General features: G+C 68.7%; 24 protein-coding genes. 14 read left to right on the forward strand and 10 right to left on the reverse strand.

Features of this window, described 5'->3' with window-relative positions:
- The first annotated feature begins 100 nt into the window (after positions 1-100).
- Positions 101-406 carry an NAD(P) transhydrogenase subunit alpha gene (locus C0541_RS03195; protein ID WP_115045751.1) on the forward strand — a complete coding sequence of 102 codons (306 nt, stop codon included), beginning with the start codon at positions 101-103 and terminating at the stop codon, positions 404-406.
- Positions 403-1,860 carry an NAD(P)(+) transhydrogenase (Re/Si-specific) subunit beta gene (locus tag C0541_RS03200; RefSeq protein ID WP_115045707.1) on the forward strand — a complete coding sequence of 486 codons (1,458 nt, stop codon included), beginning with the start codon at positions 403-405 and terminating at the stop codon, positions 1,858-1,860. The genes C0541_RS03195 and C0541_RS03200 overlap by 4 nt, the downstream gene beginning before the upstream one ends.
- Positions 1,861-2,722: 862 nt before the next feature.
- On the opposite strand, the gene C0541_RS03210 is transcribed toward C0541_RS03200, so the two are convergent.
- On the reverse strand, positions 2,723-3,142 hold the full coding sequence (locus C0541_RS03210; RefSeq protein ID WP_115045709.1) for a hypothetical protein: 420 nt from the start codon (positions 3,140-3,142) through the stop codon (positions 2,723-2,725).
- Positions 3,143-3,317: 175 nt separating this feature from the next.
- Between C0541_RS03210 and sufT the strand changes: the two genes are divergently transcribed.
- From sufT to C0541_RS03235, 5 genes are all read left to right on the forward strand, one after another.
- Positions 3,318-3,872: a putative Fe-S cluster assembly protein SufT gene (gene sufT / locus C0541_RS03215; protein WP_029219190.1), complete on the forward strand. Its 555-nt coding sequence runs from the start codon at positions 3,318-3,320 to the stop codon at positions 3,870-3,872.
- Positions 3,873-3,936: 64 nt separating this feature from the next.
- Positions 3,937-5,022: a branched-chain amino acid aminotransferase gene (locus C0541_RS03220; RefSeq protein ID WP_104582243.1), complete on the forward strand. Its 1,086-nt coding sequence runs from the start codon at positions 3,937-3,939 to the stop codon at positions 5,020-5,022.
- Between the two features lie 317 nt (positions 5,023-5,339).
- A complete protein-coding gene (locus C0541_RS03225) occupies positions 5,340-7,085 on the forward strand; it encodes a S8 family peptidase (RefSeq protein ID WP_115045710.1) in 1,746 nt (581 codons plus the stop codon).
- 260 nt (positions 7,086-7,345) lie between these two features.
- Entirely contained in the window at positions 7,346-8,755 is a 1,410-nt protein-coding gene (locus C0541_RS03230) for a S8 family peptidase (RefSeq protein ID WP_115045711.1), read from the forward strand.
- Between the two features lie 363 nt (positions 8,756-9,118).
- Positions 9,119-10,819 (forward strand): S8 family peptidase, encoded by a 1,701-nt coding sequence (locus C0541_RS03235; RefSeq protein ID WP_115045712.1) that lies wholly within the window; start codon positions 9,119-9,121, stop codon positions 10,817-10,819.
- 206 nt (positions 10,820-11,025) lie between these two features.
- Here C0541_RS03235 and ybaK read toward each other — a convergent pair whose 3' ends face one another.
- The 4 genes from ybaK to wrbA form a co-directional block, all read right to left on the reverse strand.
- The gene (ybaK, locus tag C0541_RS03240; RefSeq protein ID WP_115045713.1) at positions 11,026-11,499 is read right to left on the reverse strand and encodes a Cys-tRNA(Pro) deacylase; all 474 of its coding nucleotides are present in this window, start codon (positions 11,497-11,499) and stop codon (positions 11,026-11,028) included.
- 4 nt (positions 11,500-11,503) lie between these two features.
- On the reverse strand, positions 11,504-11,989 hold the full coding sequence (locus C0541_RS03245; RefSeq protein ID WP_016900703.1) for an asparaginase domain-containing protein: 486 nt from the start codon (positions 11,987-11,989) through the stop codon (positions 11,504-11,506).
- Between the two features lie 85 nt (positions 11,990-12,074).
- Entirely contained in the window at positions 12,075-12,419 is a 345-nt protein-coding gene (locus tag C0541_RS03250; protein ID WP_115045714.1) for a DUF2069 domain-containing protein, read from the reverse strand.
- On the reverse strand, positions 12,416-13,012 hold the full coding sequence (gene wrbA / locus C0541_RS03255; protein WP_115045715.1) for an NAD(P)H:quinone oxidoreductase: 597 nt from the start codon (positions 13,010-13,012) through the stop codon (positions 12,416-12,418). The genes C0541_RS03250 and wrbA overlap by 4 nt, the downstream gene beginning before the upstream one ends.
- Positions 13,013-13,123: 111 nt before the next feature.
- On the opposite strand from wrbA, the gene C0541_RS03260 reads away from it, so the two are divergent.
- The 4 genes from C0541_RS03260 (at position 13,124) to C0541_RS03275 (ending at position 16,583) form a co-directional block, all read left to right on the forward strand.
- Positions 13,124-14,401: a YihY family inner membrane protein gene (locus tag C0541_RS03260; protein ID WP_115045716.1), complete on the forward strand. Its 1,278-nt coding sequence runs from the start codon at positions 13,124-13,126 to the stop codon at positions 14,399-14,401.
- Positions 14,398-15,003 (forward strand): TlpA family protein disulfide reductase, encoded by a 606-nt coding sequence (locus C0541_RS03265; RefSeq protein WP_115045717.1) that lies wholly within the window; start codon positions 14,398-14,400, stop codon positions 15,001-15,003. The genes C0541_RS03260 and C0541_RS03265 overlap by 4 nt, the downstream gene beginning before the upstream one ends.
- Positions 15,003-15,269, forward strand: a complete 267-nt coding sequence (locus C0541_RS03270; RefSeq protein ID WP_115045718.1) for an acylphosphatase — start codon at positions 15,003-15,005, stop codon at positions 15,267-15,269. The genes C0541_RS03265 and C0541_RS03270 overlap by 1 nt, the downstream gene beginning before the upstream one ends.
- Before the next feature lie 84 nt (positions 15,270-15,353).
- Positions 15,354-16,583 carry a hypothetical protein gene (locus C0541_RS03275; protein ID WP_115045719.1) on the forward strand — a complete coding sequence of 410 codons (1,230 nt, stop codon included), beginning with the start codon at positions 15,354-15,356 and terminating at the stop codon, positions 16,581-16,583.
- Here C0541_RS03275 and ppk2 read toward each other — a convergent pair.
- From ppk2 to hemA, 5 genes are all read right to left on the reverse strand, one after another.
- The gene (ppk2, locus tag C0541_RS03280) at positions 16,565-17,347 is read right to left on the reverse strand and encodes a polyphosphate kinase 2 (protein ID WP_115045720.1); all 783 of its coding nucleotides are present in this window, start codon (positions 17,345-17,347) and stop codon (positions 16,565-16,567) included. The two genes, C0541_RS03275 and ppk2, sit on opposite strands and share 19 nt — an antisense overlap.
- Before the next feature lie 30 nt (positions 17,348-17,377).
- Positions 17,378-17,896 (reverse strand): molybdenum cofactor biosynthesis protein B, encoded by a 519-nt coding sequence (gene moaB / locus C0541_RS03285; protein WP_115045721.1) that lies wholly within the window; start codon positions 17,894-17,896, stop codon positions 17,378-17,380.
- 715 nt (positions 17,897-18,611) lie between these two features.
- Complete coding sequence (locus C0541_RS03290) at positions 18,612-20,318, reverse strand: tetratricopeptide repeat protein (RefSeq protein ID WP_115045722.1); 1,707 nt, start codon at positions 20,316-20,318, stop codon at positions 18,612-18,614.
- Positions 20,315-21,400, reverse strand: coding sequence for a peptide chain release factor 1 (prfA, locus tag C0541_RS03295; protein ID WP_115045723.1), 1,086 nt, complete (start codon positions 21,398-21,400; stop codon positions 20,315-20,317). Before prfA ends, C0541_RS03290 begins: the two co-directional genes overlap by 4 nt.
- The gene (hemA, locus tag C0541_RS03300) at positions 21,378-22,676 is read right to left on the reverse strand and encodes a glutamyl-tRNA reductase (protein WP_115045724.1); all 1,299 of its coding nucleotides are present in this window, start codon (positions 22,674-22,676) and stop codon (positions 21,378-21,380) included. Before hemA ends, prfA begins: the two co-directional genes overlap by 23 nt.
- Positions 22,677-22,741: 65 nt before the next feature.
- On the opposite strand from hemA, the gene C0541_RS03305 reads away from it, so the two are divergent.
- Genes C0541_RS03305 through ispE form a run of 3 tightly spaced genes read left to right on the forward strand, consistent with a single transcriptional unit; the run spans position 22,742 to position 25,949 of the window.
- Positions 22,742-24,430 carry a tetratricopeptide repeat protein gene (locus C0541_RS03305; protein WP_115045725.1) on the forward strand — a complete coding sequence of 563 codons (1,689 nt, stop codon included), beginning with the start codon at positions 22,742-22,744 and terminating at the stop codon, positions 24,428-24,430.
- Positions 24,427-25,080 carry a lipoprotein insertase outer membrane protein LolB gene (lolB, locus tag C0541_RS03310; protein ID WP_115045727.1) on the forward strand — a complete coding sequence of 218 codons (654 nt, stop codon included), beginning with the start codon at positions 24,427-24,429 and terminating at the stop codon, positions 25,078-25,080. The genes C0541_RS03305 and lolB overlap by 4 nt, the downstream gene beginning before the upstream one ends.
- The gene (gene ispE / locus C0541_RS03315) at positions 25,062-25,949 is read left to right on the forward strand and encodes a 4-(cytidine 5'-diphospho)-2-C-methyl-D-erythritol kinase (RefSeq protein WP_429001328.1); all 888 of its coding nucleotides are present in this window, start codon (positions 25,062-25,064) and stop codon (positions 25,947-25,949) included. Before lolB ends, ispE begins: the two co-directional genes overlap by 19 nt.
- The last annotated feature ends 2 nt before the right edge of the window (positions 25,950-25,951 follow it).

The raw sequence follows: 25,951 nt of genomic DNA on the forward strand, positions 1-25,951 counted from the left end.
ACGACGTCAACGGGCGAGCGCCGAATCGGTTGACACGCGCCCGCGCGCGCCTGGCGTGGGTATGATCGGCGGGCCGAACCGGCCAGTGGAGCGACACACGATGAGCGACGGATTCGTAGCGCTGTACATCTTCATGCTGGCGGCCATCGCCGGCCACGTGATCATCTCGCGGGTGCCGGTGATCCTGCACACCCCGTTGATGTCCGGCTCCAACTTCATCCACGGCATCGTGCTGATCGGTGCCATGGTGGTGCTGGGGCATGCCGATACCCCGCTGGAAAAGGCGCTGGGATTTGTCGCGGTGATGCTGGGCGCGGGCAATGCGGCCGGTGGTTACGTGGTGACCGAGCGGATGCTGGACATGTTCAAGTCCAGCAAGAAGCCGCCGGGCGGGGACGCGGCATGAACGTCTCCACCGCCGCGTTGCTGGCGTGGCTGGTGAAGTCCAGCTATCTGGTCGCAGCGACCTTGTTCCTGCTCGGGCTGCAGCGCATGGCCTCGCCGTTGACCGCGCGCAGCGGCATCCGCTGGGCCGGGCTGGGCATGCTGATCGCCACGGTGGCCACATTCTTCCTGCCGGAACTGCATAACGTGCCGCTGATCCTGGCCGCACTGGCGATCGGCACCGGGGTGGCGTGGTGGTCGGCCAGGAAGGTCGCCATCACCGACATGCCGCAGATGGTGGCCTTGTACAACGGCATGGGCGGCGGCTCGGCGGCGGCGATCGGGGCGGTGGAGCTGCTGCGCTTTGCCTTCTTCGCCAACCGCGACACCACCCACTGGAGCGCACAGGCGATCGCCGAGCTGGCCGCGCGGCGGCCGGATACCACCACCGTGGTGCTGGCGGTGGTCGGCTCGGCGATCGGCGCGGTGTCGCTGTCCGGGTCGATCGTGGCCTGGGCCAAGCTGGATGGCCGGCTCGACCGCCGGGTGACCTTCCCGGGCCAGCAGGCGGTCAATCTGCTGGTGGCGCTGGCGGTGCTGGCGCTCGGCATCTGGGCGGCCAGCAGCCTGCAGCCGCTGGCGATCGTCGGCTTCTTCGTGGTGGCGCTGGCGCTGGGCGTGCTGATGACGCTGCCGATCGGCGGTGCCGACATGCCGGTGGTGATCTCGCTGTACAACGCGTTCACCGGGCTCGCAGTGGCGTTCGAAGGCTATGTGTTGGGCAACGAAGCGCTGATCATCGCCGGCATGATGGTCGGCGCGGCCGGCATCCTGCTGACCCGGCTGATGGCCAAGGCGATGAACCGGCCGATCAGCGGCGTGCTGTTCTCCAACTTCGGCGGCGGCGGGCAGGCACAGGAGATCGCCGGGGCGCAGAAGCCGATCGAGGCCGGCGACGTGGCAGCGATGATGGCCTTTGCCGAGCGGGTGGTGATCGTGCCCGGCTACGGCATGGCGGTGGCGCAGGCGCAGCACAAGATCTGGGAGCTGGCGCAGCGGCTGATCGCGCGCGGGGTCAAGGTGAAGTTCGCGATCCACCCGGTCGCCGGACGCATGCCCGGGCACATGAACGTGCTGCTGGCCGAAGCCGGCGTGCCCTACGACCTGATTGCCGACATGGACGACATCAACCCCGAGTTCGCCAGCACCGATGTGTCGCTGGTGATCGGCGCCAACGACGTGGTCAACCCGGTGGCCAAAACCGACCCGGCCAGCCCGATCTACGGCATGCCGATCCTGGACGTGGTCAATTCGAAGAACACGGTGGTGATCAAGCGCGGCAAGGGGACCGGTTTTGCCGGCATCGAGAACGCGCTGTTTTATGCCGACAACACCCGCATGCTGTACGGCGATGGCGCGGAAGCGGCCAGTGCGCTGGTCAGCGAGCTGAAGGCGCTGGACGGGGGCGGGCACTGAGGCGTCGTGCGACGGATCTGGTGGATGCGTCTGTGAAGCCATGCGTGGAAGCGGCGCCGTCCTCAGCACCTGGGCCCTTGTAGTGGCGTTGCAGGACAGCCGCGCCAGGTCGATCTCTTCGCAATGTCCAGCCAGTCCCGCCCAGGACGCGGAGCTTCAAGAAAAACACCGGGCTTTCAAGTCGCAGCGGTGTTTTTGCAGATAGTCAAAAGCCTGGCTGGTCGAGGGCGCGGCGCCCTCACCGCTTGCGGGACACGCCGGGAACCCGTCCCTGGGAGCTCGGTGGCGGCATCCATGCCGCCGCACGGTCCCGCAACCGGCAAGGACATCGCACCAGACAGTTGGCCGGCCCTCATCTGAAAAGCTGTCTGCCGTGCGGTGTGCATCAGACCTGGAGCCGATGCTTCACGATCGAACAAGGTGCATCCGGATCCGGCACTGCTCTTCCATGCGCACCGCCCCTCTCGACGGGTCCTTGCCCGCTCACCGTCGCGGGACCCTGAGCGGCATGGATGCCGCGCCGGAGCCTACATGGACGTACTTGCGGCNTGCCCGCTCACCGTCGCGGGACCCTGAGCGGCATGGATGCCGCGCCGGAGCCTACATGGACGTACTTGCGGCGTGTCCCGCGATGGTGGCCGGGCAAGGGCCCTGCAGCCAAGCCAAAGCGCCCTGCAGCCAAGCCAAAGCGCCCTGCAGCCAAGCCAAAGCGCCCTGCAGCCAAATCGCACAGCTCTCCATGCATCGCTGGGTCAGCGCAACCAAGCGCACAGCACCCCGTGGCAGTAGCGTTGCCTGAAGCTGCGCGGACGCCGGCTTCAACGCATCTGTGCGCCGGCGATTGCAACAAAACGCGCGTGGCTCAGCGCGCCGCCCACCACGCCAGGACCAGTGCGGCGACGTAGCACAGCAGGTCGAAGCCGTTGTTGGCCAATTGCAGCAGGGTCCAGGCCAGCCCGGTGCCCATCTTCTGCGCCGAGGTCCACGGATCCAGGCCCAGTGCGCCACCCAGGTGCGCCGAGGCGATGCCCCAGTTGGCGCCGACGATGATCAGCGCGGTCGCCACGATCGCAATGCCGGTGCGCAACGGGCCGGCGCCCAGTGTGCCCAGGCGCAGCATCCAGACGATTTCCAGGGCCGTCAGTACCGCCATCCAGCCGGCCTGGTTGCCGACCGCGAGCGCGATCAGCATCCAGGCGATCAGGGCGGTGACGCATCCCAGCAGCAGGAGCGGGGGCCAGAGCCAGTGGACGGTTCTGGCGGACGCGGTGGTGGGCGGCATTGGAGCTCCTGACAGTGCGCACATGATAAGGCGCGCGGCGTGCTTTGCGCGGTGATGGGCGCGCCGATGGAATGCAGCGTCGTCGCTGGCTCCATCCCGCAACCGGCAGCGGCCCTGCCGTGGTCGGCTAGAATGGCGGACTTGCGCGCACCCGCCGCGGCCCCATATCCAGCCCATGTATTCCCGTAGCAGCGAACCCGTCCAGTTCGAACGCGATTGCGATGCCGTCATGGTGCCGCAGGGCGATTCGGTGACCCTGCCCGCAGGCAGTTACGGCTATATCACCCAGGCGCTGGGTGGCAGCTATACCGTCTTTGTCGAAGGCAACCTGTTCCGCATTGCCGGCAAGGATGGCGATGCGATCGGCAAGGAGGCCCCGCCGGGGCTGGAGCTGCCCGACAACGCCAGCGACGAAGAGGTGGAAGCCCTGGTGTGGCAGCAGTTGCGCACCTGCTTCGACCCCGAGATCCCGTTCAACATCGTCGACCTGGGCCTGGTCTACGAGGCGGTGGTCAGCCACCGCGAAGAGGACGACCAGCGCCGGGTGGACGTCAAGATGACCCTCACCGCGCCCGGTTGCGGCATGGGCGAGATCCTGGTCGACGATGTGCGCAGCAAGGTGGAGATGATCCCGACCATTGCCGAGGCCGACGTCGAGCTGGTCTTCGACCCGCCGTGGGGCCGGCATATGATGTCCGAAGCGGCCCGTCTCGAGACCGGCATGCTCTGATCGTCAGGCGCCATGTCCAAGAGATGGCGCCGCGTCCTTTCGCCCGCCATACAGGAATCTTCCGGTGTCCGTGTCCTTCGCTTCCACCCGTTCCCCGTCGCCGCGCAGTGCCGACGAACTGTCCGTGATCCTGGCCGCGCCCGGCTTCGGGCTGCATTTCACCGACCACATGGTCGCCATTTCCTGGACCAACGAGCTCGGTTGGCACGACGCGCAGGTGCGCGCGTACGGCCCGCTGCAGCTGGACCCGGCCGCCTCGGTGCTGCATTACGGCCAGGAGATCTTCGAAGGCATCAAGGCCTACCGGCATGCCGACGGTTCGATCTGGACCTTCCGCCCGCAGGCCAACGGCGAGCGCCTGCAGCGCTCGGCGCGCCGGCTGGCGTTGCCGGAACTGCCGGTCGACCTGTTCGTCGAATCGCTGCGCCAGCTGGTGGCGGTGGATGCCGGCTGGGTCCCGTCGGCACCGGAAACCAGCCTGTATTTCCGCCCGTTCATGATCGCCGACGAGGCCTTCCTGGGCGTGCGTGCCGCGCACAAGGCCTCCTACTACGTCATCGCCAGTCCCGCCGGTCCGTATTTCGCCAAGGGCGTGGCGCCGGTGTCGATCTGGTTGTCCACCGAGTATGCACGTGCGGCCAAGGGCGGCACCGGTGCGGCCAAGTGTGGCGGCAACTATGCCGCCTCGCTGCTGCCGCAGCAGAAGGCCTATGCACAGGGCTGCTCGCAGGTGCTGTTCCTGGACCCGGTCGAAGGCAGGTACATCGAAGAGCTGGGCGGCATGAACGTGTTCCTGGTCTACAAGGACGGCACGCTGGTGACGCCGGAACTGTCCGGCAGCATCCTGGAAGGCATCACCCGCGACAGCATCCTGCAGCTGGCGCGCGACCGCGGCATGCAGGTGATCGAGCGCAAGGTCGCCATCGACGAGTGGAAGCAGGGCGTGGCGTCGGGCGAGATCACCGAGGTGTTCGCCTGCGGCACCGCGGCCGTGGTCACCCCGATCGGCGAGCTGAAGGGCGATGGCTTTGCGGTGGGCGATCTGTCCGCCCCGGCCGGCGAGGTGACCATGTCGCTGCGCCAGGAACTGACCGACATCCAGTACGGGCGCGTCCCGGACCGCCATGGTTGGCTGGTGCGTCTGTCCTGAGTCGGTATATCGCGTCAAAAAAGGCCCCTGCGCAGTCGCGCAGGGGCCTTTTTTTTTGCGCGCAGTGCAGCACAGGCATGGCAACGCGTGTCCGGAGATGTCGTCAATTGACTGAACGGTGCCGCACGGTGTCACAAATCTGATATTCAACTTATCGAAAGTGCGAAATCCTTATTGTCCAGTTTGGTTGTAGTGGGGTAGGTTCGCTGAACGGATCGGTAACAGGGGATCGATCCAGGGACCTCGGTGCTGACCTATGGAAGGCGGCACCGGCTATCACCGCTACGGCGGTTCTCTTTGATCTAGAAGGGAATTCGATGTCGAACGAGTCTTTCCGCAAGTGCCCCCGTGCACTCACCGTCCTGAGCGCAGCTGCGCTGACCTCGTTGCTGCTGGCAACCCCGGCCTTTGCCGGCGAGGTGTATCTGGACGGCCTGGCCACCGCCCAGACCCATCAGAAATTCATCGTGACCTACAAGGACGGCAGCACCGCGCTGGCCAGCCCAACCGCGTTGAGTACCTCGCTGCGCACCGCCGCGCGCGCCGTTCCGGCCAAGGCCGGCAAGGCGCTGGGCCTGAACCCGGTGCGCCGCCTGGCGCTGGGGCCGGAGCTGGTCAGGACCGACCGCGCACTCGACCGCGCCGAAGCCGAAACCCTGATGCGCCAGCTGGCGTCCGACCCCAACGTGCAGAGCGTGGAGGTCGACCAGATCCTGCATGCCACGTTGACCCCGAACGATGCCCGCCTGTCCGAGCAGTGGGCCTTCGGCACCACCAATGCCGGGCTCAATATCCGCCCGGCCTGGGACAAGGCCACCGGCGCCAACGTGGTGGTGGCCGTGATCGATACCGGCATCACTTCCCATGCCGATCTCAACGCCAACCTCCTGCCGGGCTATGACTTCATCAGCGATGCCGACACGGCGCGCGATGGCAACGGACGCGACAGCAATCCCGCCGACGAGGGCGACTGGTACGCGGCCAACGAATGCGGCACCGGCATTCCCGCCGCCACTTCCAGCTGGCACGGCACCCATGTGGCCGGCACGGTGGCCGCAGTGACCAACAACACCACCGGCGTGGCGGGCACTGCCTACAACGCCAAGGTCGTGCCGCTGCGCGTCCTCGGCAAGTGCGGCGGCTCGCTGTCGGACATCTCCGATGCCATCGTCTGGGCCTCCGGCGGCAGCGTCAGCGGCGTGCCGGCCAATGCCAACCCGGCCGAAGTGATCAACATGTCGCTCGGTGGCGGCGGCACCTGCTCGGCCACCATGCAGAACGCGATCAGCGGTGCGGTCTCGCGCGGCACCACGGTGGTGGTGGCGGCGGGCAACGATTCCGCCAACGTGTCCGGTTCGCTGCCGGCCAACTGCGCCAACGTGATCGCCGTGGCAGCCACCACCTCGTCCGGCGCCAAGGCCAGCTATTCCAACTTCGGCACCGGGATCGATGTGTCGGCACCGGGCTCGGCGATCCTGTCCACGCTCAACAGCGGCACCACCACCCCGGGCAGTGCCAGCTACGCGTCCTACAACGGCACCTCGATGGCGGCGCCGCATGTGGCCGGCGTGGTCGCGCTGGTGCAGTCGGTCGCGCCGAGCGCACTCACCCCGGCAGCCGTGGAAACCCTGTTGAAGAACACCGCGCGTGCCCTGCCGGGCGCCTGCTCGGGCGGCTGCGGCGCCGGCATCGTCAATGCCGATGCGGCGGTGACCGCCGCCATCAGTGGTAGCAATGGCGGCGGCGGTGGCGGCACCGGCAACACCCTGAGCAACGGCACGCCGGTCACCGGGCTGGGCGCGGCCACCGGTGCGGAACTGAACTACACCATCGCGGTGCCGGCCGGGAGCGGCACGCTGACCGTGGCGATCAGCGGCGGCAGCGGCGATGCAGACCTGTACGTGCGTGCCGGCAGTGCGCCGACCGACACCACCTACACCTGCCGCCCGTACCGCAGCGGCAATGCCGAGACCTGCAGCATCAGTGCGCCGTCGGGCACGTACTACGTGCGGGTCAAGGCGTACAGCACCTTCTCCGGCGTGACCTTGCGCGCCAGCTACTGAGGCACGTCGGCACTGCCTGGCCATGGCCGGGCAGTGCCGATCCGCCGCAGCACAACGGCTTCACCCCATCAGCGACGTATTGCCCAGGCCTGCCGCATCGGCAGGCGGCGGTGATGCGTTGCCGCTCGACCGGAATGGACATCGGTCAGTCGTCTCGCCGGGCGCATGCGCCCGTGCACTGCCCGACCCGATCCGCAGCACGCGGGGACGGTTCGGCCATCTCGCCGCAACTGCGGTATCTCTCAAATAAGGAACGATCGATGTCCAATGTGTCGCAACGTCGTGCGCCCACGCGCGCGCTGGTGGTCCTGGGTGTGTCCGCGCTGACCTCGCTGCTGGCGGTGCCGGCGTTTGCCGGTCAGGTCAATCTTTCCGGGCTGGATTCGCAGCCCAGCCTGGATCGCTTCATCGTCAAGTACAGGGACGGTTCCAGCGCCGCGGTGAGCCCCACCTCGATGCGCGCGTCGCTCAAGTCGGTTGCCACCGCCGTGCCGGCCCGCGCCGGCCGTGCGCTGGGGCTGAATCACGTGCGTCGCACCGCGCTGGGGTCGGAAGTGCTCAAGACCGACCGTGGCCTGGACCGTGCCGAGGCCGAGACGCTGATGCGCCGGATCGCCGCCGACCCGAGCGTGGAGTACGTGGAAGTCGACCAGATCATGTACCCGACGCTGACCCCCAATGACACCCGTCTGTCCGAGCAGTGGGGCTTCGGCACCACCGCCTCGAGCATCAACGTGCGGCCGGCCTGGGATACCGCCACCGGCACCGGCGTGGTCGTGGCGGTGATCGATACCGGCATCACCAGCCATCCGGACCTCAATGCCAACGTGCTGCCGGGCTACGACTTCATCAGCGATGCGGCGCGTGCGCGTGACAACAACGGTCGCGACAACAATCCGGCCGACCAGGGCGACTGGCGCGCTGCCAACCAATGCGGCTCCGGTGTGCCAGCGGCCAACTCCAGCTGGCACGGCACCCACGTGGCCGGCACCATCGCCGCGGTCACCAACAACAGCACCGGCGTGGCCGGCACCGCATTCAATGCGCGCATCGTGCCGATCCGCGCGCTGGGCCTGTGCGGCGGGGCCACCTCCGACATCGCCGATGCGATCGTCTGGGCGTCCGGCGGTACCGTGTCCGGGGTGCCGGCCAACGCCAACCCGGCCGAGGTGATCAACATGTCGCTGGGTGGCAACGGCACCTGTTCCAGCACCTACCAGAACGCCATCAACGGCGCGGTGTCGCGCGGCACCACGGTGGTGGTGGCAGCCGGCAACAGCAATGCCAACGTGGCCAACTTCACCCCGGCCAGCTGCGCCAACGTGATCTCGGTGGCGTCGATCACCTCGGCCGGTGCGCGTTCGAGCTTCTCCAACTTCGGCAGCACCATCGACATCTCCGGCCCCGGTTCGGCGATCCTGTCCACGCTCAACAGCGGTACCACCACACCGGGCAGCGCCAGCTACGCTTCCTTCAACGGTACCTCGATGGCGGCCCCGCACGTGGCCGGCGTGGTGGCGCTGGTGCAGTCGGCGGCCAGCCGTCCGTTGACCCCGGCGGCGGTGGAAACCCTGTTGAAGAACACCGCGCGTCCGCTGCCGGGCGCCTGCTCGGGCGGTTGCGGTGCCGGCATCGTCAATGCGGCCGGTGCGGTCAGCCAGACCCCGTAAGGCCCGCGCGGTGCCGTCGGCCGGGCCGTCGGCACCGTCTCGGTCTGCGTGATGCGGTGTGGCTGCAGCACGCTCGATCCCCCATTGCCCCGCCGAAACGCGGGGCAATGGCGTTTGTGGGGCGGTGCGCGGAGGGCCGATGGGCGCAAGTCCGGTCGCCGCCGGCATCTGCCGTTCACGCGCCGCCTTAACCAATCCCGTGGTTCGCCACGCCTGGCCGGCGATCCCGGCTCAGGTCCGCCGGTACCGGGTCGATAGCGTGGGCAGGTGGGCAGCGACGCCAGTCGGCGCGCCTCACCACGATGCGAAGCGGCACAGCTGTGCCTGCGTCTGCACCACGACATCCTGGGGAGGGGGCGATCCATGCACCATCTATCATTTAAGGGCTTGCGCCATGTCGCGCTGGCTTGCGCACTGCTGTGCGGCACGGCGCCTGCGTTCGCCGGCGATGTCAGCCTGCAGGGGCTGGGGTCGGCGTCGGCCCATCAGCGTTTCATCGTCAGCTACAAGGACAGCAGCGCCGGCAACCGGGGCGGGCGTCCGAGCGGCTCGCTGCGCGAGATCGCCAGCGCGGTGCCGGCGCGGCGCGGACGTGCCCTGGGCCTGTCGTCGTCGCGCTGGCTGGGCGTCGGACCGCAACTGCTGGTGGCCGACCGCGCGCTGGATCGGGTCGATGCGGAAACACTGATGCGGCGTCTGGCGGCCGACCCGTCGGTCAAGCGCGTGGAAGTGGACATGCTGCTGCGTCCGATGCTGGTGCCCAACGACACCCGCCTGTCCGAACAATGGGCGCTGGGCACCACGAACGCCGGGATCAACGTGCGGCCGGCCTGGGACAAGACGACCGGCAAGGGCGCGGTGGTGGCGGTGATCGATACCGGCGTCACCACGCATCCGGAGCTGTCGGCCACTGTACTGGCCGGCTACGACTTCATCAGCGACGCCTTCATCGCCCGTGACGGCAACGCCCGCGACGCCAACGCCGCCGATGTGGGCGACTGGGCCGCGGCCAACGACTGCGGCAGCGGTGCCAGCGCGTCCAGCTCCAGCTGGCATGGCACCCATGTGGCCGGCATCGTCGCGGCCGCCGCCAACAATGCAGCCGGCACCGCGGGCGTGGCATTCAATGCCAAGGTGCTGCCGGTGCGCGTGCTGGGCCGTTGCGGCGGCTATTTGTCCGATATCGCCGATGCGATCGTGTGGGCGTCCGGCGGCACGGTGTCCGGTGTGCCGGCCAATCCGACCCCGGCCAGGGTGATCAACCTGTCGCTGGGCGGCATCGGCAGCTGTTCGACCACCTTGAGCACTGCGATCGCCAGCGCGGTGTCACGCGGTACCAGCGTGGTGGTGGCCGCCGGCAACAGCAATGTCGATGTCTCCAACAGCGTGCCGGCCAATTGCCCGAACGTGATCGTGGTGGCGGCGACCACCTCGGCCGGGGCCAGGGCCAGTTTTTCCAACTTCGGCCAGGGCGTGGATATCGCCGCTCCCGGCCAGGCGATTCTGTCCACGCTCAACAGCGGCACCAGCGCGGCGGGCACTCCCGGCTACGCGGTCTACAGCGGCACCTCGATGGCGGCACCGCACGTGGCCGGCGTGGTGGCGTTGATGCAGTCGGTGGCGCTCAATCCGCTCAGTGCGGCCAGCGTCGAAGCCATGCTCAAGAGCACTGCGCGTGCAGTGCCGGTGGCCTGTCCGCAGGGTTGCGGGGCAGGGCTGGTCAATGCCGATGGTGCGGTGGCTGCGGTGATCGCCTCGACCACCCTGGCCAGCAATGCCGCGCGCAGCGGCCTGGCTGCGACGACCGGTGGTTCGCTGTATTACCAGGTCAATGTGCCCGCGGGCACGCGCAGCCTGCGGGTGGCACTCAGCGGGGGCAGCGGCAATGCCGATCTGTCGCTGCGCGCCGGCGCAGTGCCCAGCGATACCGCCTACAGCTGCCGTACCGCGGTGGTGGGCAACGCCGACAGCTGCACGCTGACCGCGCCTGCGGCAGGGGTGTATTACGTGCGGCTCAAGGCCACGCTGGCATTTTCGGCGGTCACGCTGATAGCCGCGTACTGAGCGCGCACGTAGTCCTGTGCCGATGGGTGCAGGGCTGCGCCCGGCCTTTGTGCGCGATCTCGCGTCGGCACGCAGCGCCGGCGAAGGCGAACCACCCATGTTTCCCGGGACGTGCGTGATCTCTGCCGCAAGCGAAAGGTACTTCGTGCATGTGCAAGGGCTGGCCGGCGCCAGCCGGCACGCACGCGGCGCAGGGATCGCTGCGTCTAGTCGCAGACGCTGCAGGGCCGCGCCTGCAGGGCGGCGACGATGCCGTCGCCCGGCAATTCCAGCAGCAAGCCGCGTTGCCCGGCGTTGACCCACAGCGACGGGGCATCCAGTGCGCTGGCTTCGATCAGCACCGGCGCCTGGCGTTGTTGCCCGAGCGGGCTGATGCCGCCGACCTTGTAGCCGGTGCGACGCTCGGCATCGGCCACCTCCATCAGGCGCGCCGACTTGCCGTGGCAGGCACTGGCCAGTTTCTTCAGCGACACCCGGCGATCGCACGGGATCACCACGCACACGGCCTGCTCGTCGACCCAGGCCATCAGCGTCTTCAGCACCGTGTGCGGCGCCAGCCCCAGGGCAGTTGCCGCCTGCACGCCCTTGGCGTCCGCATCGGCCTGGTACACGTAGGGGTGCAACACATAGGCCACACCGGCGGCATCCAGGGCCCTGGTTGCGCGGGTGGCCCTGCTCATGGCCTCAGAGCGACTCGAAGCGGTTGGCGGCGACGTTCTTGCGCACCTTTTCCGGATTCCAGATGCGCCCGTTCATGGCGATGTACACGCCGGCCGGCAGCGACTGCACCGCGCCGACCGCGCAGCCGATGTTGAACTCGGCATCGGAGCCGCGAAAGCGCGCCGGATTGAGCGCGCCGGTCATCACGATGGTCTTGTCGGCGATCGACTGCAGCACCTTGCCGGTTTCCACCATCGAATCGGTGCCGTGGGTGATCAGCACATGGCGCGTCGGCTGGGCGGCGATGGTGGCGCGCACCAGTTCGCGGTCGGCATCGGTGATGTGCAGCGAATCCTTGCGGATGATCGGAATCACCGAGAAGCGGAAGGTCACGCCCAGTTCCTTGAGGATCTGGCCGATCTGCGGGTCGCCGATCTGGTAGTCCGATTTGTCGTCGAAGTAGATCTTGTCGATCGTGCCACCGGTGGTGACGATCAGGAGGTCTTCCATTGCTGCCAGTCCTTCAAACGGGCGCGGTGCAGGCCGCGCGAGGGCCGTCATGATACGACCCCGGCGCGCGCGCTGCCCAAGCCGCTCAGCGGGGAGGGCGAGGGCGGCCGAAGCGCGCCGCCATCCCGGGGCCACCCACCAATGCCACCACCAGCAGGGCCAGCAGCACTTCCAGCCACGCCAGCCCACGCGCCTGCGGCTGGCTCCAGGCGGCCATCACGCCGTGACTGAACCAGCCCAGCGCGAACACGCCAGCCCAGAAACGCGCCCGCGCGCTGCGCAGCGCCAGCGCCGCCATCAGCGCCGGCGGCAGTGCAAACACCAGCAGTGCCGCGGTGCGGTGGCGGTCGTCGTGGAACCAGGCCACGAACAACACCGTCAGCGCGAGCAGCGCGGCAGTCAGCAGCCAATGCGTGGCGCGCAGGCTCATGGGCTGGCCAGGCGACGGGCGATGTCGGCCACCCGGCGGCCCAGCGCACGCGCCAGCAGCGCTTCGTCCTCGCTCGGTTGCGGGTCGCCGCCGGCGCCGGAGACATGGCTGGCGCCGTAGGGGGTACCGCCGCTGGTGGTGTGGCTGAGCGCCGGCTCGGTGAACGGGATGCCGACGATCAGGCAGCCGTGGTGCAGCAGCGGCAGGTGCATCGACAGCAGGGTGGATTCCTGGCCGCCGTGCATCGAGGCGGTGGAGGTGAACACGCCTGCCGGCTTGCCGGCCAGGGTGCCGCTGGCCCACTCGGCGCCCAGGCTGTCGAGAAAATGCTTCATCGGCGCGGCCATGTTGCCGAAGCGGGTCGGGCTGCCCAGCAGCAGCCCGCTGCACTCGGCCAGGTCGGCCTTGTCCACATACGGCGCGCCCTCGTCCGGCACCGGCGGGGCGCTGGCCTGGGTCACCGCCGCCACCGGTGGTACCGTGCGCAGCCGCGCACTCATGCCGGGCACTTCGCCGATGCCGCGCGCGATCTGCCGCGCCAGCCGCGCCACCGAACCGCCACGGCTGTAATACAGCACCAGAATCTCCGCCATCGCGCATCCACCGCCTGTGTGAGTTGCCGCAGTATCGGCCAAGCCACTGCCTGGCTGCACGCTGCGGCTGCGACAAGGCCGCGATGACGGCGCATCGGGTACCCTTGCGCGATGTCGCGTGTGAACAAACTCCACCAATGGAAAGAACGGCTGCGCGACCGCGCGCGGACGGTGAGCTTCGGGCGCTTCCTGTGGCATCGCTTTCTCGATGACCGCCTGTTCCAGGCCGCCGCCTCGCTCGCCTACACCACGGTGTTTGCGCTGGTGCCGCTGGCGATCGTGGTGTTCGGGGTGCTGTCGGCGTTTCCGGCCTTCAACGAATGGAAGGACGCGCTGACCGACTTCATCTTCAACAACTTCGTGCCCGGCGCGGCGCGCTCGGTGCAGAACTACCTCAATCGTTCGCTGGAAGATCTGGGCAAGTTCACCGTGGCCGGCATGATCGCGCTGGTGGCCTCGCTGCTGATCACCCTGCACAGCATCGAGCAGACCTTCAACAGCATCTGGCGGGTGGCCGCCGCACGGCCGAAGGTGACGCGCTTCCTGATCTACTGGACGGTGCTGACCCTGGGCACGATGCTGGCCGCCGCCTCGATGGCGATGGCCGCCTACGTGTTCGCGCTGCCGCTGTTCCGCACCACCGAAGGCCAGTGGCTGGCCGAATTCGCCTGGCGGCTGGCGCCGATGGCGGTGGAATTCGTCTGCATCGTGCTGATCTACCGGGTGGTGCCGCAGCATGCGGTGCGCCTGCGGCATGCGTTGCCGGGCGCGTTGCTGGCGGTGATCCTGATGGAAATCGTCAAATGGGGCTTCGGCTTCTATCTTGGCAACTTCCAGACCTATCAGCGCATCTACGGCGCACTGTCGGCACTGCCGATCCTGCTGTTGTGGATCTACCTGAGCTGGGTATCGGTATTGCTGGGCGCCTCGCTGGCATCCTCGATGGCGGCATTCCGCTACCAGCCCGAAGCGATGCGGCTGCCGCCGGGCTTCGAGATCTACGGCTTGCTGCGCCTGCTCGGCCGTTTCCGCCAGGCGCGCATCCACGGCGACGGGCTGGACGAAGACCGCATCCTGGTCCTGGAGCCGATGCTCACCGACACGCTGATGCAGGAGTTGCTGTGCGAACTCAAACGCATCCGCCTGCTGCGCCGCGACGAGCGCGGCCAATGGCTGCTGGCGCGCGATCTGGACGTGGTGCCGCTGGCCGAACTGTACGAAAGCTGCCAGCTGCGCGTGCCGATCGAAGACCGCCCCCTGCCGTGCCGCGACGATGCCTACGGCCAGGCTGCGGCGGCTGCGCTGGAACAACTGCGTCAACCCTTGCGCAGCGTGCTGGCGCAACCGGTCGGCGACCTCTACACCCATCTTCCCGGAGACCCGTCATGACCGTGCGCCTTGTGCGCGGCGCCTGTGCGCTGCTGTTGCCGCTGTTGTTGCTGACCGCCTGCAAGCCCGCCAGCGAGGGCACGCCCGCCGCTGGCGGTGCGGCGCCTGCGACCACTGCGCAGACGTCGGAAAAACCCGCCGCCGCCGACCCGGCCAGCGCAACCGATACCTCGGTGGTGCAGCAGACCGCCGAGATGCCCAGGCTGTCGCTGCCGACCGTGACCGGTGAGGCCTACGACCTGGCTGCGCATCGCGGCAAGTGGGTGGTGGTCAATTTCTGGGCCACCTGGTGCGCGCCGTGCCTGAAGGAAATGCCCGAGCTGTCGGCGCTGCACACCATGCGCGACACCATCGAAGTGGTGGGCCTGGCCTATGAAGACATCAGCAGCGCCGACATGCAGGCGTTCCTGAAGGACCACCCGGTGTCGTACCCGATCGCCGTCCTCGACCCCTACCAGCCGCCCCAGGACTTCGCCACGCCGCGCGGATTGCCGATGACGTATCTGATCGGGCCGGACGGCAAGGTCGCCAAGCAGTTCCTCGGCCCGGTCACCGCGCGCGACATCGAAACGGCGGTCGGCATCACCGGCAAGGCCGGCTGATGCAGGCGGCGCGCTTCCTCGTCACCGGCGTGGTGCAGGGCGTGTGGTTCCGCGCGGCCACCCGCGAGCGTGCGGTCGCGCTGGGCCTGCGTGGACATGCGCGCAACCTGCCCGACGGCAGTGTGGAGGTGGTCGCTGCCGGGACCGACGCCGCCCTGGACGCACTGGAGACCTGGTTATGGCAAGGCCCGCCGGCGGCCAGGGTCGCAGCGGTGACACGCACGCCTTGCGCGCTGCCGCCGACTGAAGAATGTGTAACTGGCTGAGTCGCCGCCGCCGGCGCAGGCCAACAGACTTGCGCGACATCGCCGATAACCTTGTCAGCGCGATCAGGCGCGCAGGGGGAATGTATGGCCGCTCCATCTCAAGATCACACCGACGGGCACGAACCGCCTGCCCACCATCGCAACCGCCGCCTGGCGCAGCTGGCACCCTGGCTGTACCTGGGCGTCGTGGCGGGCAGCGGCTGGTTGTTGTTCCTGCAGCCGCAGACCCGTGTGCTGCAGCCCGGGCAGGCGGCCACCAGCTGGCTGCTGGGCTGGATCTTCGGCGGCATCGCGATCGGTGCAGTGCTGTGGAGCCTGAAGCTTGCACGTCACGGCCTGGGCCCGTCCGCGGCCAGCTACCCGCTGTCGGCGCGTCTGCCCGATTCCTGGGCCGACGCCTATGCCGCCCTGCTGCGCCCGGCCGCCGCTGCGCCGATGACGGCGTCCCGCCCCGATCCTGCCGACACCCAGCGCGGCGCAGCCTGGCACCGTTTCGGCGGCGGCATGCTCAGCGTGGAGAATTTCGATCCCAACGACGCCACCCGTGCGCCCTGGGACACCCTGGATGCCCAGGCCTGCATCGCGCGTCTGGATGATCTCCGTCCGGCCTGGCAAAACGCCAGCGCCAACCGCGCGCTGCAACAGGAGCGTCGCTACTGGCTGGACGTGGTGCTGTCGCTGCTCGACCACGGCGTGATGCGCCCGCTGCAGGACGGCTACCTGCCCGACACCGCCACGCTGCGCACCGAACGTTTCCTACTCGGCGCCGATGCCGGCCCGATCGTCCTGGCCGAGGTGCCGGCGCTGTTCGCACGCCGCCTGGCGCTGGCGATCGAGACCATGCCGGCCCCGCAGCGCGAGGCTGCCGGCGTGCAGTGGCGTCTGTTGCAGCAGCTGCATGGCCTGGTGGCCGAAAGCCGCATGCTGGACGAGCGCTCGCAGGTCATCCAGGTGCTGGCATGGAACCCGGACGTGGACCTGGATCAGGTCGAAGTGGCCTACATCCTGGCCGCCGAGTACCGCCAGGGCATGCGCGACTGGCTGCGCCGCGCCGCGCTGGTGCGTCTGCCCGACAGCGCGCTGCGCCTGGACGAAGTGCTGCTGTCGTCCTGCAGCCCGCTCGGCCAGCAGGCCGACGACGTCGATTACATCGAAGCGATGCGCCCGCTGCACCGCGGGTTCATGCAGCTGTTCAGTCAGCGCCTGAGCCAGCTGGTGCTGCAGGCCGAGCAGGCCGAACGCCAGGCCGGCCTGTACCCCTTGCCGCGCGCCACCGCCGCCAGCGACGAGGTCTCTCAGGACTGGCCGGCGTAATCGTCGATCGGTTCCAGCACGCCGTAACGTTCCTTGTGCGGCTTGCCGTCCAGTGGCGGCAGCTGCAAGGTGTCATCGGGCACCGCGGTGTCCGGGAGCCGATCCAGCAGGTTGCGGATCAGGCTCAATCGCCCGCGCTTCTGGTCGTTGAAATCCACCAGCGTCCACGGCGCGTGCGGCGTATGCGTCGCCTCGAGCATGCGCTCGCGCGCGGCGGTGTAGTCCTCGTACTTGCTGCGTGACTGCAGGTCCACCGGCGACAGCTTCCAGCCCTTGAGCGGATCTTCCTGGCGTTCGGCAAAGCGCTGTTCCTGCTCGGCCTGATCCACGCACAGCCAGTACTTGAACAGCAGGATGCCGTCGTCGACCAGCAGTTGTTCGAAACGCGGCGCCTGCTCCAGGAACGCGTCGTACTGGGCGTCGGTGCAATAGCCCATCACCCGTTCGACGCCGGCGCGGTTGTACCAGCTGCGATCCATCAGCACCAATTCGCCGGCCGCCGGCAGGTGCGCCACATAGCGCTGGAAATACCATTGCGTGCTTTCGCGATCGTTGGGTGTCGGCAATGCCACCACCCGGCACTGGCGCGGGTTCAGATGGCTGGCAATGGCCTGGATCACGCCACCCTTGCCGGCGGTGTCGCGGCCCTCCACCAGCACCAGCGCGCGCTGGTTGGTGTGGCGCAGCCAGCGCGCCATCGCGACCAGCTCCAGCTGCAGCGGTGCCAGCAGTTTCTTGTAGGCCTTGCGTTTCAGGTGCGACATGCGCGTTCCGTCAGCGATGAAGCGCGCAGGCTATTCGCCCAGACGTGGACGCAATGTCGCCAGATTGCAGGGCCTGGTGCGCGCATCCAGCTGCGCACGCACGATCTTTTCCCAGGCCGTGCGGCAGGCCGAGGTGGAGCCGGGCAGGCAGAACACGAAGCTGTGGTTGGCCAGCCCCGCAAACGCGCGCGACTGCAGCGAGGAGGTGCCGATTTCGTCGACGCTGACTGCGCGGAACAATTCGCCGAAACCGGGCATGGTCTTGTCCAGCAGTGGCGTGATCGCCTCCGGCGTGCTGTCACGGCCGGTGAAGCCGGTGCCGCCGGTGATCAGGATGCCGTCGACCTGCGCATCGGCGATCCACGCAGAGACGATCGCGCGCATGCGGTAACGGTCGTCCGGGCACAGGGCACGTTCGTGCAGCAGGTGACCGTCGTGCGTCAGGGCCTCGACCAGATAGTCGCCGGAGCGGTCATCGGCCAGCGTGCGGCTGTCGGACACCGTCAGTACGCACAGGTGCAAGGGAATGAAGTCGAGAGTGGAGGGCATGCCCCAAGCCTAGCGAGCCGCGACGGCCGGGTACAGCACCACGGCGTGAAGCCGCACGAGGTTGGTTGCAGGCGGGTGGTCCCCAACGCGGGTGAGACATGGCTGACAGCTCGCGCGAAGCCGATACGTCCGAGAGAGGCGAGGGCGGATCCAGCGCCATCTTTCAGTTGCCGGCTTCGGTGAGGGCGGCAGCGCGGCCGGGGATCGGCTCCTCGGCTCGGCAGGCATCCTGTCTGACGCGCCACCGCGGCACATCCGTGTGCCGCTCTCGGCCAATCCCCGGCCACGCTGCCGCTCGGCGCGTTGTTTCCATGGTCTGAAAAGCTTGAGCACGCTAATGAAGCGCTGCTTGAAGCCCCTCTCCCGCCGGGAGAGGGGTTGGGGTGAGGGTACGGCGAAGCAAGACGCCTGTCGGTACTCGCTTCGGTGAGGGCGGCAGCGCGGCCGGAGATCGGCTCCTCGGCTCGGCACATCCCTGTGCCGCTCTCCGCCAATCCCCGGCCACGCTGCCGCTCTGCACGTTGTTTCCATGACCTGAAAAGGTCTCGAAGAAATGCAATGACGCTTTTAAGCACCTCTCCCGCAGCGGCGAGGTGGCACAGCTGGGCGCGCGTGCCTTGGAGCGCCCGCGCCGCAGGCGCGGGCCGGGGCACGGAGCGGGAGTTGTGGGGTACAGCAGAAGACAGCCATCTTCCTTGGAAAGGCAAGCAGACCGCTAGTTACCTGGCCAACCATGTTGGCGCGCGAGTGCCTGCATCAGGTCGGCGAACCCGTCGGCAAACCCATCCATATCGAACACGCCGGACGCTCGCCGACGCGCCGCCACCCGCTCCCGCAACGCACTCGACGCGGCTGGATCACGCGCCAACGCCACCGCCTTGGCCACAAATGCGGCGTCGTCGGCCACGTTCATTTCATCCAGCCCCAGATGATGATTCAGGCTCCCGGCCACTCGCGCGGCAAACGTCTCGCCGGGCGTCGTCAGCACCGGGCAACCGGCCCATAGCGCATCCGAAGCGGTGGTGTGCGCGTTGTACGGATGCGTATCCAGAAACAGGTCGGCATGCCGGTAGCGCGCCAGGTACTGCGCGTGCGGCAGCTTCGGCATGAACACCAGGCGCTGCGCATCCACGCCTTGCGCCTGCGCCACCGCCCGCAGGCGCGCGTCTGCCTCGCCCGGCCCGGACAACAGCCACAGCACGCTGCCCGGCACCGCGCGCAACACCGCCAGCATGCGCGTCATGCTGCGTGGATTGAGCTTGTAGCTGTTGTTGAAGCAGCACAGCACCACGCCATGCTCGGGCAGGCCGCACTGCGCCCGCGACGGTGGTTCGGCAAGCACGCGCGAGGTATCCGAGGGCTGGAACGCACCGTTCAGGCGCAGCACGCGCTCGCGGTAGAACGGCTCCAGCGACGGCGGCAGCGCAAATGCATCGCCCAGCACGTAGTCCATCCACGGCGCACCCGACGTGCCCGGATAGGCCAGCCAGTTGAGCTGCAGCGGCGCCGGCCGCAGTGCGAACACTTCCGGGCGTCCGCCGCCGCCCCAGCCGCGCAGGTCGAACAGCAGGTCGATACCCTGGTCGCGGATGTGCTGCGCGGTGGCCAGGTGCCCGAGCGCGGTGACGTCGTGCAGCGTGGTGGCCTGCGCCAGGCGCGCGCGGATCGCGCTGCGGTCGTCGTGGCTGGTGGCGAACAGATGCAGTTGCAGCGTCGGCTGCCGGCGCTTCAGCGCTTCGAACAACGCCACCGTCAGCAAGCCGGTGGGATGCGCGCCAAACCCGTTGGAAACGAAGCCGAGCCGCAACGTGCCCTGGCCGCGCACGGCGACCGGCGCCAGCGGGCGCAGCATTGCGGCGACGGCCTGCGCACGCGTCCGTGCACAGGCCAGCTGTTCGGCCGCGCTGGCGTCCTCGCTCAGGAAGGCGAACGGTTCCACCGCAGCCTCACCCTGCGCCACGGCACTGCGCACCTGCGCAGCAAGTGCATCCAGCCCGCGCCAATCGCACAACCGGCGTCGCCAGTTGAGCAGTTGCGCGGCGATGTACGGCTCGTCGGGCAACAACTGATGCGCACGCGTATACGCGGTTGCGGCAGCCTCGGCCTGGCCCGCATCTTCCAGTGCATGCCCAAGCCATAATGCGATGCCCGGATGCTGCGGTACCAGGTCCGACGCCTGCTGCAGCAAGGCTGTCGCCTCGGCATGCCGTTGCTGCGTCCAGCGCACCCGGCCCAGCCGGGCCAGCGCTTCCGGGTGGCCCGGTTGCAACGCGAGCGCGCGTTGCACCGCGGCCTCGCCCGCAACGATTGCGCCCATGCCGAGTTCGGCATCGGCCAGCATCAGCCAGGCAATGAAATCGCCCGGCTGGCGCCGCACCGCCTCGCGCAGCTGCAGCAGCTCGCGCGGGACCTGCGCACTCACGGGCTGTCGCTCAACCGTGCCAGTTCGTCGGCCTGATGCTCGTGCAGCAGGCGTGCGATCAGTGCATCCAGATCGCCTTCGATGATGTTGGGCAGGTCGTACAGCGTCAGGCCTTCCACGCGGTGGTCGGTGATACGTCCCTGCGGGAAGCTGTAGGTGCGGATGCGCTGGCTGCGGTCGCCACTGCCGACCTGCAACTTGCGCGTCTGCGCTTCGGCGGCGGCGGCCTTGCTGCGCTCTGCTTCCACCAGTTGCGCCTTCAGCCGCTTCATCGCCTTGTCGCGGTTGGCGTGCTGGCTGCGCTCGGTCTGGCATTCCACCACCACGCCGCTGGGCACGTGGGTGATGCGGATCGCCGATTCGGTCTTGTTGACGTGCTGGCCGCCGGCGCCGGAGGAGCGGAAGGTGTCCACCTTCAGGTCCGCCGGGTTGATCACGATCTCTTCCACGTCGTCGGCTTCGGGAATGATCGCCACCGTGGCCGCCGAGGTGTGGATGCGGCCCTGCGATTCGGTCGCCGGCACGCGCTGCACGCGATGGGTGCCGGATTCGAACTTCAGGCGCGAATACGCACCGCGTCCGACCACCCGTGCCACCACTTCCTTGTAGCCGCCGTGCTCGCCGGGGCTGTCGGATTCGATTTCGACCTTCCAGCCCTGGCGCTCGGCATAGCGCGCGTACATGCGGAACAGGTCGCCGGCAAAGATCGCCGCCTCGTCGCCGCCGGTGCCGGCGCGTACTTCCAGGAACAGGTTGCCGTCGTCGCGCGGGTCGCGCGGCACCAGCAGCAACGCCAGTTGCGCATCCAGTTCTTCCAGGCGTGCCTGTGCGGCGGCGATCTCCTCTTCGGCCAGCTCGCGCATTTCCGGATCGTTGCGCATGGCTTCGGCCGCGCCCAGGTCGGCCTTGGCACGCGCTTCGTCTTCCAGCGCCACCGCCACCGGCTCCAGCTGCGACAGTTCGCGCGACAGCGCGCGGAACCTGTCGTTGTTGTTGACCACATCGGGGTCGGAGAGCAGGTGCTGCAGTTCTTCGCGGCGCTCGGCCAGCGCTTCGAGCTTACGGCGCAGGGTCGGCGTCATCGGTCCTCACGATCGGGGTGGTTACAGGGGGATGTTGGTAACCCGGCTTTTCCGGGAACAGCCGGTCGGCCGCGCTGGTCAATTCCAGGTCGTTGCTGAGCGCGGCCTCGCGCAGCGCGGCAGTGGGCGGATGCAGCAGCCGGTTGGTCAACGCATGTGCCAGCTGCTCCAGCACTTCGTCGGCCGGCTTGCCGTTGTGCAACTGCTGGCGCGCCTTGGCCAGCAGTTCGTCGCGGGTGCTGTCGCCGAACGCGCGCAGGCGCTTGAGCGGCGCCTGGCGCGCATTGGCCTGCACCGTCTCGACATAGCGCGCCACCTGCAGGTCGATGATGGCCTCGGCCTGGTCGGCGGCTTCCCGGCGGCCACGGCGGTTGTCTTCCACCGCCCGTTCCAGATCGTCCACCGTGTACAGGTAGGCATCGCCCAGCTCGGCCACCGAGGCGTCGATATCGCGCGGCACGGCCAGGTCGAACAGCAGCATCGGCTTGCGTTTGCGCGCGCGCAGCGCCTGTTCCACCTGCGCCCGCATCACGATCGGCTCGCGCGCAGCGGTGGCCGAGAACACCACGTCGGCCTCGGCCAGATGGCGGTCCAGATCGGTCAGCGGCAGGGCGTAACCGCCGTGCTGGCTGGCCAGCGTCTGCGCATGCGCCAGCGTGCGATTGGCGATCAACAGCCGGCGCACGCGGCCTTCGCTCAGATGCTTGGCGGCCAGCTCGATGGTTTCGCCCGCGCCGATCAGCAGCACGGTGGATTCGTTGAGCCGCGCGAAGGATTCCTGTGCCAGCCGCACCGCGGTGGAGGCCACCGACACCGGATTGGCGCCGACGCGGGTATCGGTGCGTGCGCGCTTGGCCACCGAGAAGGTCTGCTGGAACAGGCGGTCCAGCCCGCTGCCCAGCGCGCCGTGCGCACGCGCCACCGCCCAGGCATCCTTCACCTGGCCCAGGATCTGCGGCTCGCCCAGCACCATCGAGTCCAGTCCGGTGGCGACGCGGAACAGGTGGCGCACCGCTGCTTCCTCCTGGTGCTGATACAGGTAGCCGCTCAAGCCGGGCGCATGGGCCTCCAGCCAGGTCACCAGGCTGTGCGGGTCGTCGGACATCGCATACAGCTCGGTGCGGTTGCAGGTGGACAGCAGCGCGGCCTCGCGCACCTGCGGCAACGCGCGCAGCGATTCGAGCGCGCGCGGCAGCGCGTCACCTGCGAACGCCGCGCGTTCGCGCAGGTCCACAGGTGCGGTCTGGTGATTCAGTCCGAGCACCCACAACGTCATTGTTCAGTTGCTTGCGATAAGCTGGCGGCCATTCAGGGCCCCATTTTACGGCCCGGTTGCCCCCGATGCCTGTACCGATTCGCATCCTGTGTGTTCTTTTGCTGGTCGCAGTCTCCGCCAGTGCCACTGCAGCACCCAAGAAAGCACCGCCCGCGCCGCCGCCCGGCAGTGCCGGCACCACCTCGCTGGAGCCGGTGCTCGCCGGCGAATTTGCCTTGCAGGCCGGGCAGTTGGACGAGGCCGCGCGCGCCTATCTGGATGCCGCCAGGGCCGAGGCCGGCGATGCCGGGCTGGCCGAGCGCGCCGCCCGCATCGCCATGCTGGCCAACGACGACCCGCGCGCGATCGAGGCGCTGGCGTTGTGGCGGGCCCGCGCACCGTCGTCGATGTCCATGCGCAGTACCGAGGCATCGCTGGCCCTGCGCCGCAACGACTTGCGGACCGCGCGCCGTGACCTGCTCGGCCTGCTCAAGGAGCCCGATCCGCGCGGCTGGCGCTTCGCGCTGATCGCCCTGGCCAATGGCGGACGCGAGCCGGAAGCCTCGGCCGACGTGCTCGAAGACCTGGTCAAGGCCGGCGCCATCCCCAACCAGATCGAGGTCTGGCAGGAATTTGGGCGGCTCGCGCTGCGCATGGAGCGCCCGGCGCTGGCCAAGCGCATCGTCGACGAAGTGGTGCGTCGCTTCCCCGAGGAGCCGCGCGTGGCCTTGTTGCACGCCACCCAGCTGCAACAGGAGGGCAAGAACGAGGAGGCACTGGCGCTGCTGAAGAATGTCGAGCCGCAGGCGGTCAAGGATTCCGAGTTGCGCGGCGCACTGGCCTTCGCCTACGACGCCATGGGCCAGACCGAAGCCGCCGCACGGGTGCTGTCGACCGGGCCGCAGGACACCCAGACCTACGGGCTGCGCGCGTCCATGCTCGCCAAAGAGAAGGACCGCACCGCATTGGAGGCGCTCTATGGCGAGCTCAAGAGCAACGCCACCAAGCCCGACCCGGACCGCCGCCTGCTGCTCGGCAAGATCGCCGAATTCCTCAAGCGCTACGACGAGGCAGTGGAGTGGTACCGCGGCGTGCCCGGCGGCGCGCAGCTGAGCGAGGCACGACTGCGTGCCGCCAGCGCGCTGTACGAGTTGGGTCGCAAGCCCGAGGCGCTGGCCGAGGCCCGTGCATTGCAGGGCGATGCCAGCGCCGACGACGACGCGCGGCGCGACGCCTACGTGCTCGAAGCCGAGCTGCACCAGCGCGCCGACGATGCTCCGGGCGAACTGGACGCCTTCGAACGCGGCCTGGCTGCCTATCCGGACGACGGTGCGCTGCTGTATGCCCGCGGCCTGGCCTGGGAGCGCCGTGACGATGTCGCACGTGCCGAGGCCGATCTGCGCAAGATCCTGGTCGCCGAACCGGAAAACGTGGCGGCGCTGAATGCGCTGGGCTACACCCTGGCCGACCGCACCACCCGCTACAAGGAAGCATTGGCACTGATCGACCGCGCCCGCACCGCCGACCCGGACAACCCGGCCATCGTCGACAGCTACGGCTGGGTGCTGTACCGCATGGGCCGCACCAAGGAGGCCCTGGTGCAGCTGCGCCGCGCCTGGGCGCTGGTCAAGGACCCGGAAATCGCCGCGCACGTGGGCGAGGTACTGTGGGTCAGCGGCAAGCAGGACGAGGCACGGCGCTACTTCGATGAAGCGCGGCGTCTGGACCCGGACAACCGCGCGCTGCAACGCGCCGTGGAAAAATTCGGCCTATGAGCACGGCGATCCGAACACTGGCCCTGAGTGGGCTGGTGCTGGTCGGGCTGTCGGCCTGCGTCAGCGTGCCGCGCGGGCAGGGCGGCGGTGCCGCAGTAGTCGAGCAGGTGTCCGAGCGCGCGCGTCAGGCCGAAGCCGCACGCCAGGCCTGGCTGCAGGCGCATCCGGCCTGGTCGTTCCAGGGCCGGGTGGCGATCAGCAAGGGCAGCAATGGCGGTAGCGGCCGCATCGACTGGCAGCAGGACGGTACGCAGTACCGCGTGCAGCTCAGCGCGCCGGTGACCCGGCAGAGCTGGGTGCTCACCGGCGACACCACCAGCGGCGCCGGACGCCTGGAAGGGCTGGACGGCGGCCCGCGCAGCGGCCCGGATGCCGAGCAGGTGCTGCTGGAAGCGACCGGTTGGACCATCCCGGTCAACCAGATGCCGGACTGGGTTCGCGCGCTGCGCATCGCCGACGCGGGTGCCGAACGCGCGGATCTGGATGCGGCCGGGCGGCCGCGTACCGTGCAGCAGGGTGGCTGGACGATCGATTTCCTCGCCTGGGCGCCGGCCGGCGCCGGCCAGCCCGAGCTGCCGCAGCGCATCGATGCCCGCAACGGCGAGGCCAAGGTGCGCCTGCTGGTCGACCAGTGGACGGTGGCGCCCTGATGTCTGCAGTGGAGACGGGCTGGTCGGCATGGCCGGCGCCGGCCAAGCTCAACCTGTTCCTGCAGATCGTCGGGCGCCGTGCCGACGGCTACCACCTGCTGCAGACCGTGTTCCGGCTGCTGGACTGGGGGGACACCATTCATCTTCGTTTGCGCGATGACGGCCTGATCCGGCGCATCGGCGACAGCCCGCCCGGCGTGGCGGAAGACGATGACCTGGTGATCCGGGCCGCGCGCCTGCTGCAGTCCAGCGTGGGCACGCGGGCCGGCGCCGACATCCGGGTCGACAAGCGCATTCCCGCCGGCGGCGGTTTCGGCGGTGGCTCGTCGGATGCCGCCACCGTGCTGGTCGCGCTGAACGCCTTGTGGGGCCTGGCGTTGCCGGTCGATACGCTGGCCGGGCTGGGCGTGCGGCTGGGTGCCGACGTGCCGGTGTTCGTGCGCGGGCACAATGCCTGGGCCGAGGGTGTCGGCGAGCAGCTGACACCGATCGGTCTCCCGCCAGCGTTCTACCTGCTGGTCGATCCGCGGGTTCACGTCCCCACGCCGGTGCTGTTTCAATCACAGGAATTGACGCGGGATGCTGCGCCCGCGAAAATAGCGGACTTCGCTTCGGGTTCTCTGCTCGACAATGCGTTCGAGCCGGTCCTGCGGCGCCGTGAACCTGCCATCGAGGCAGTGTTCCAGGCGCTGTCCAGGGTCGGGACGCCGCGTTTGACCGGGTCAGGGAGCGGGTGTTTCGTCGAGTTCGCCACGCGCACTGCTGCAGAGCAGGCCATGGCGCAGTTGCCGGGAGGCCTGAGGGCGTGGGTCGTGGAAGGTGCAGCGCACTCGCCACTGCTCGACGCGCTGGATGCGAGACAGGTTTGATG

This window comes from Xanthomonas arboricola, assembly GCF_003353015.1.
GTDB classification, from domain to species: Bacteria; Pseudomonadota; Gammaproteobacteria; order Xanthomonadales; family Xanthomonadaceae; genus Xanthomonas; species Xanthomonas arboricola_E.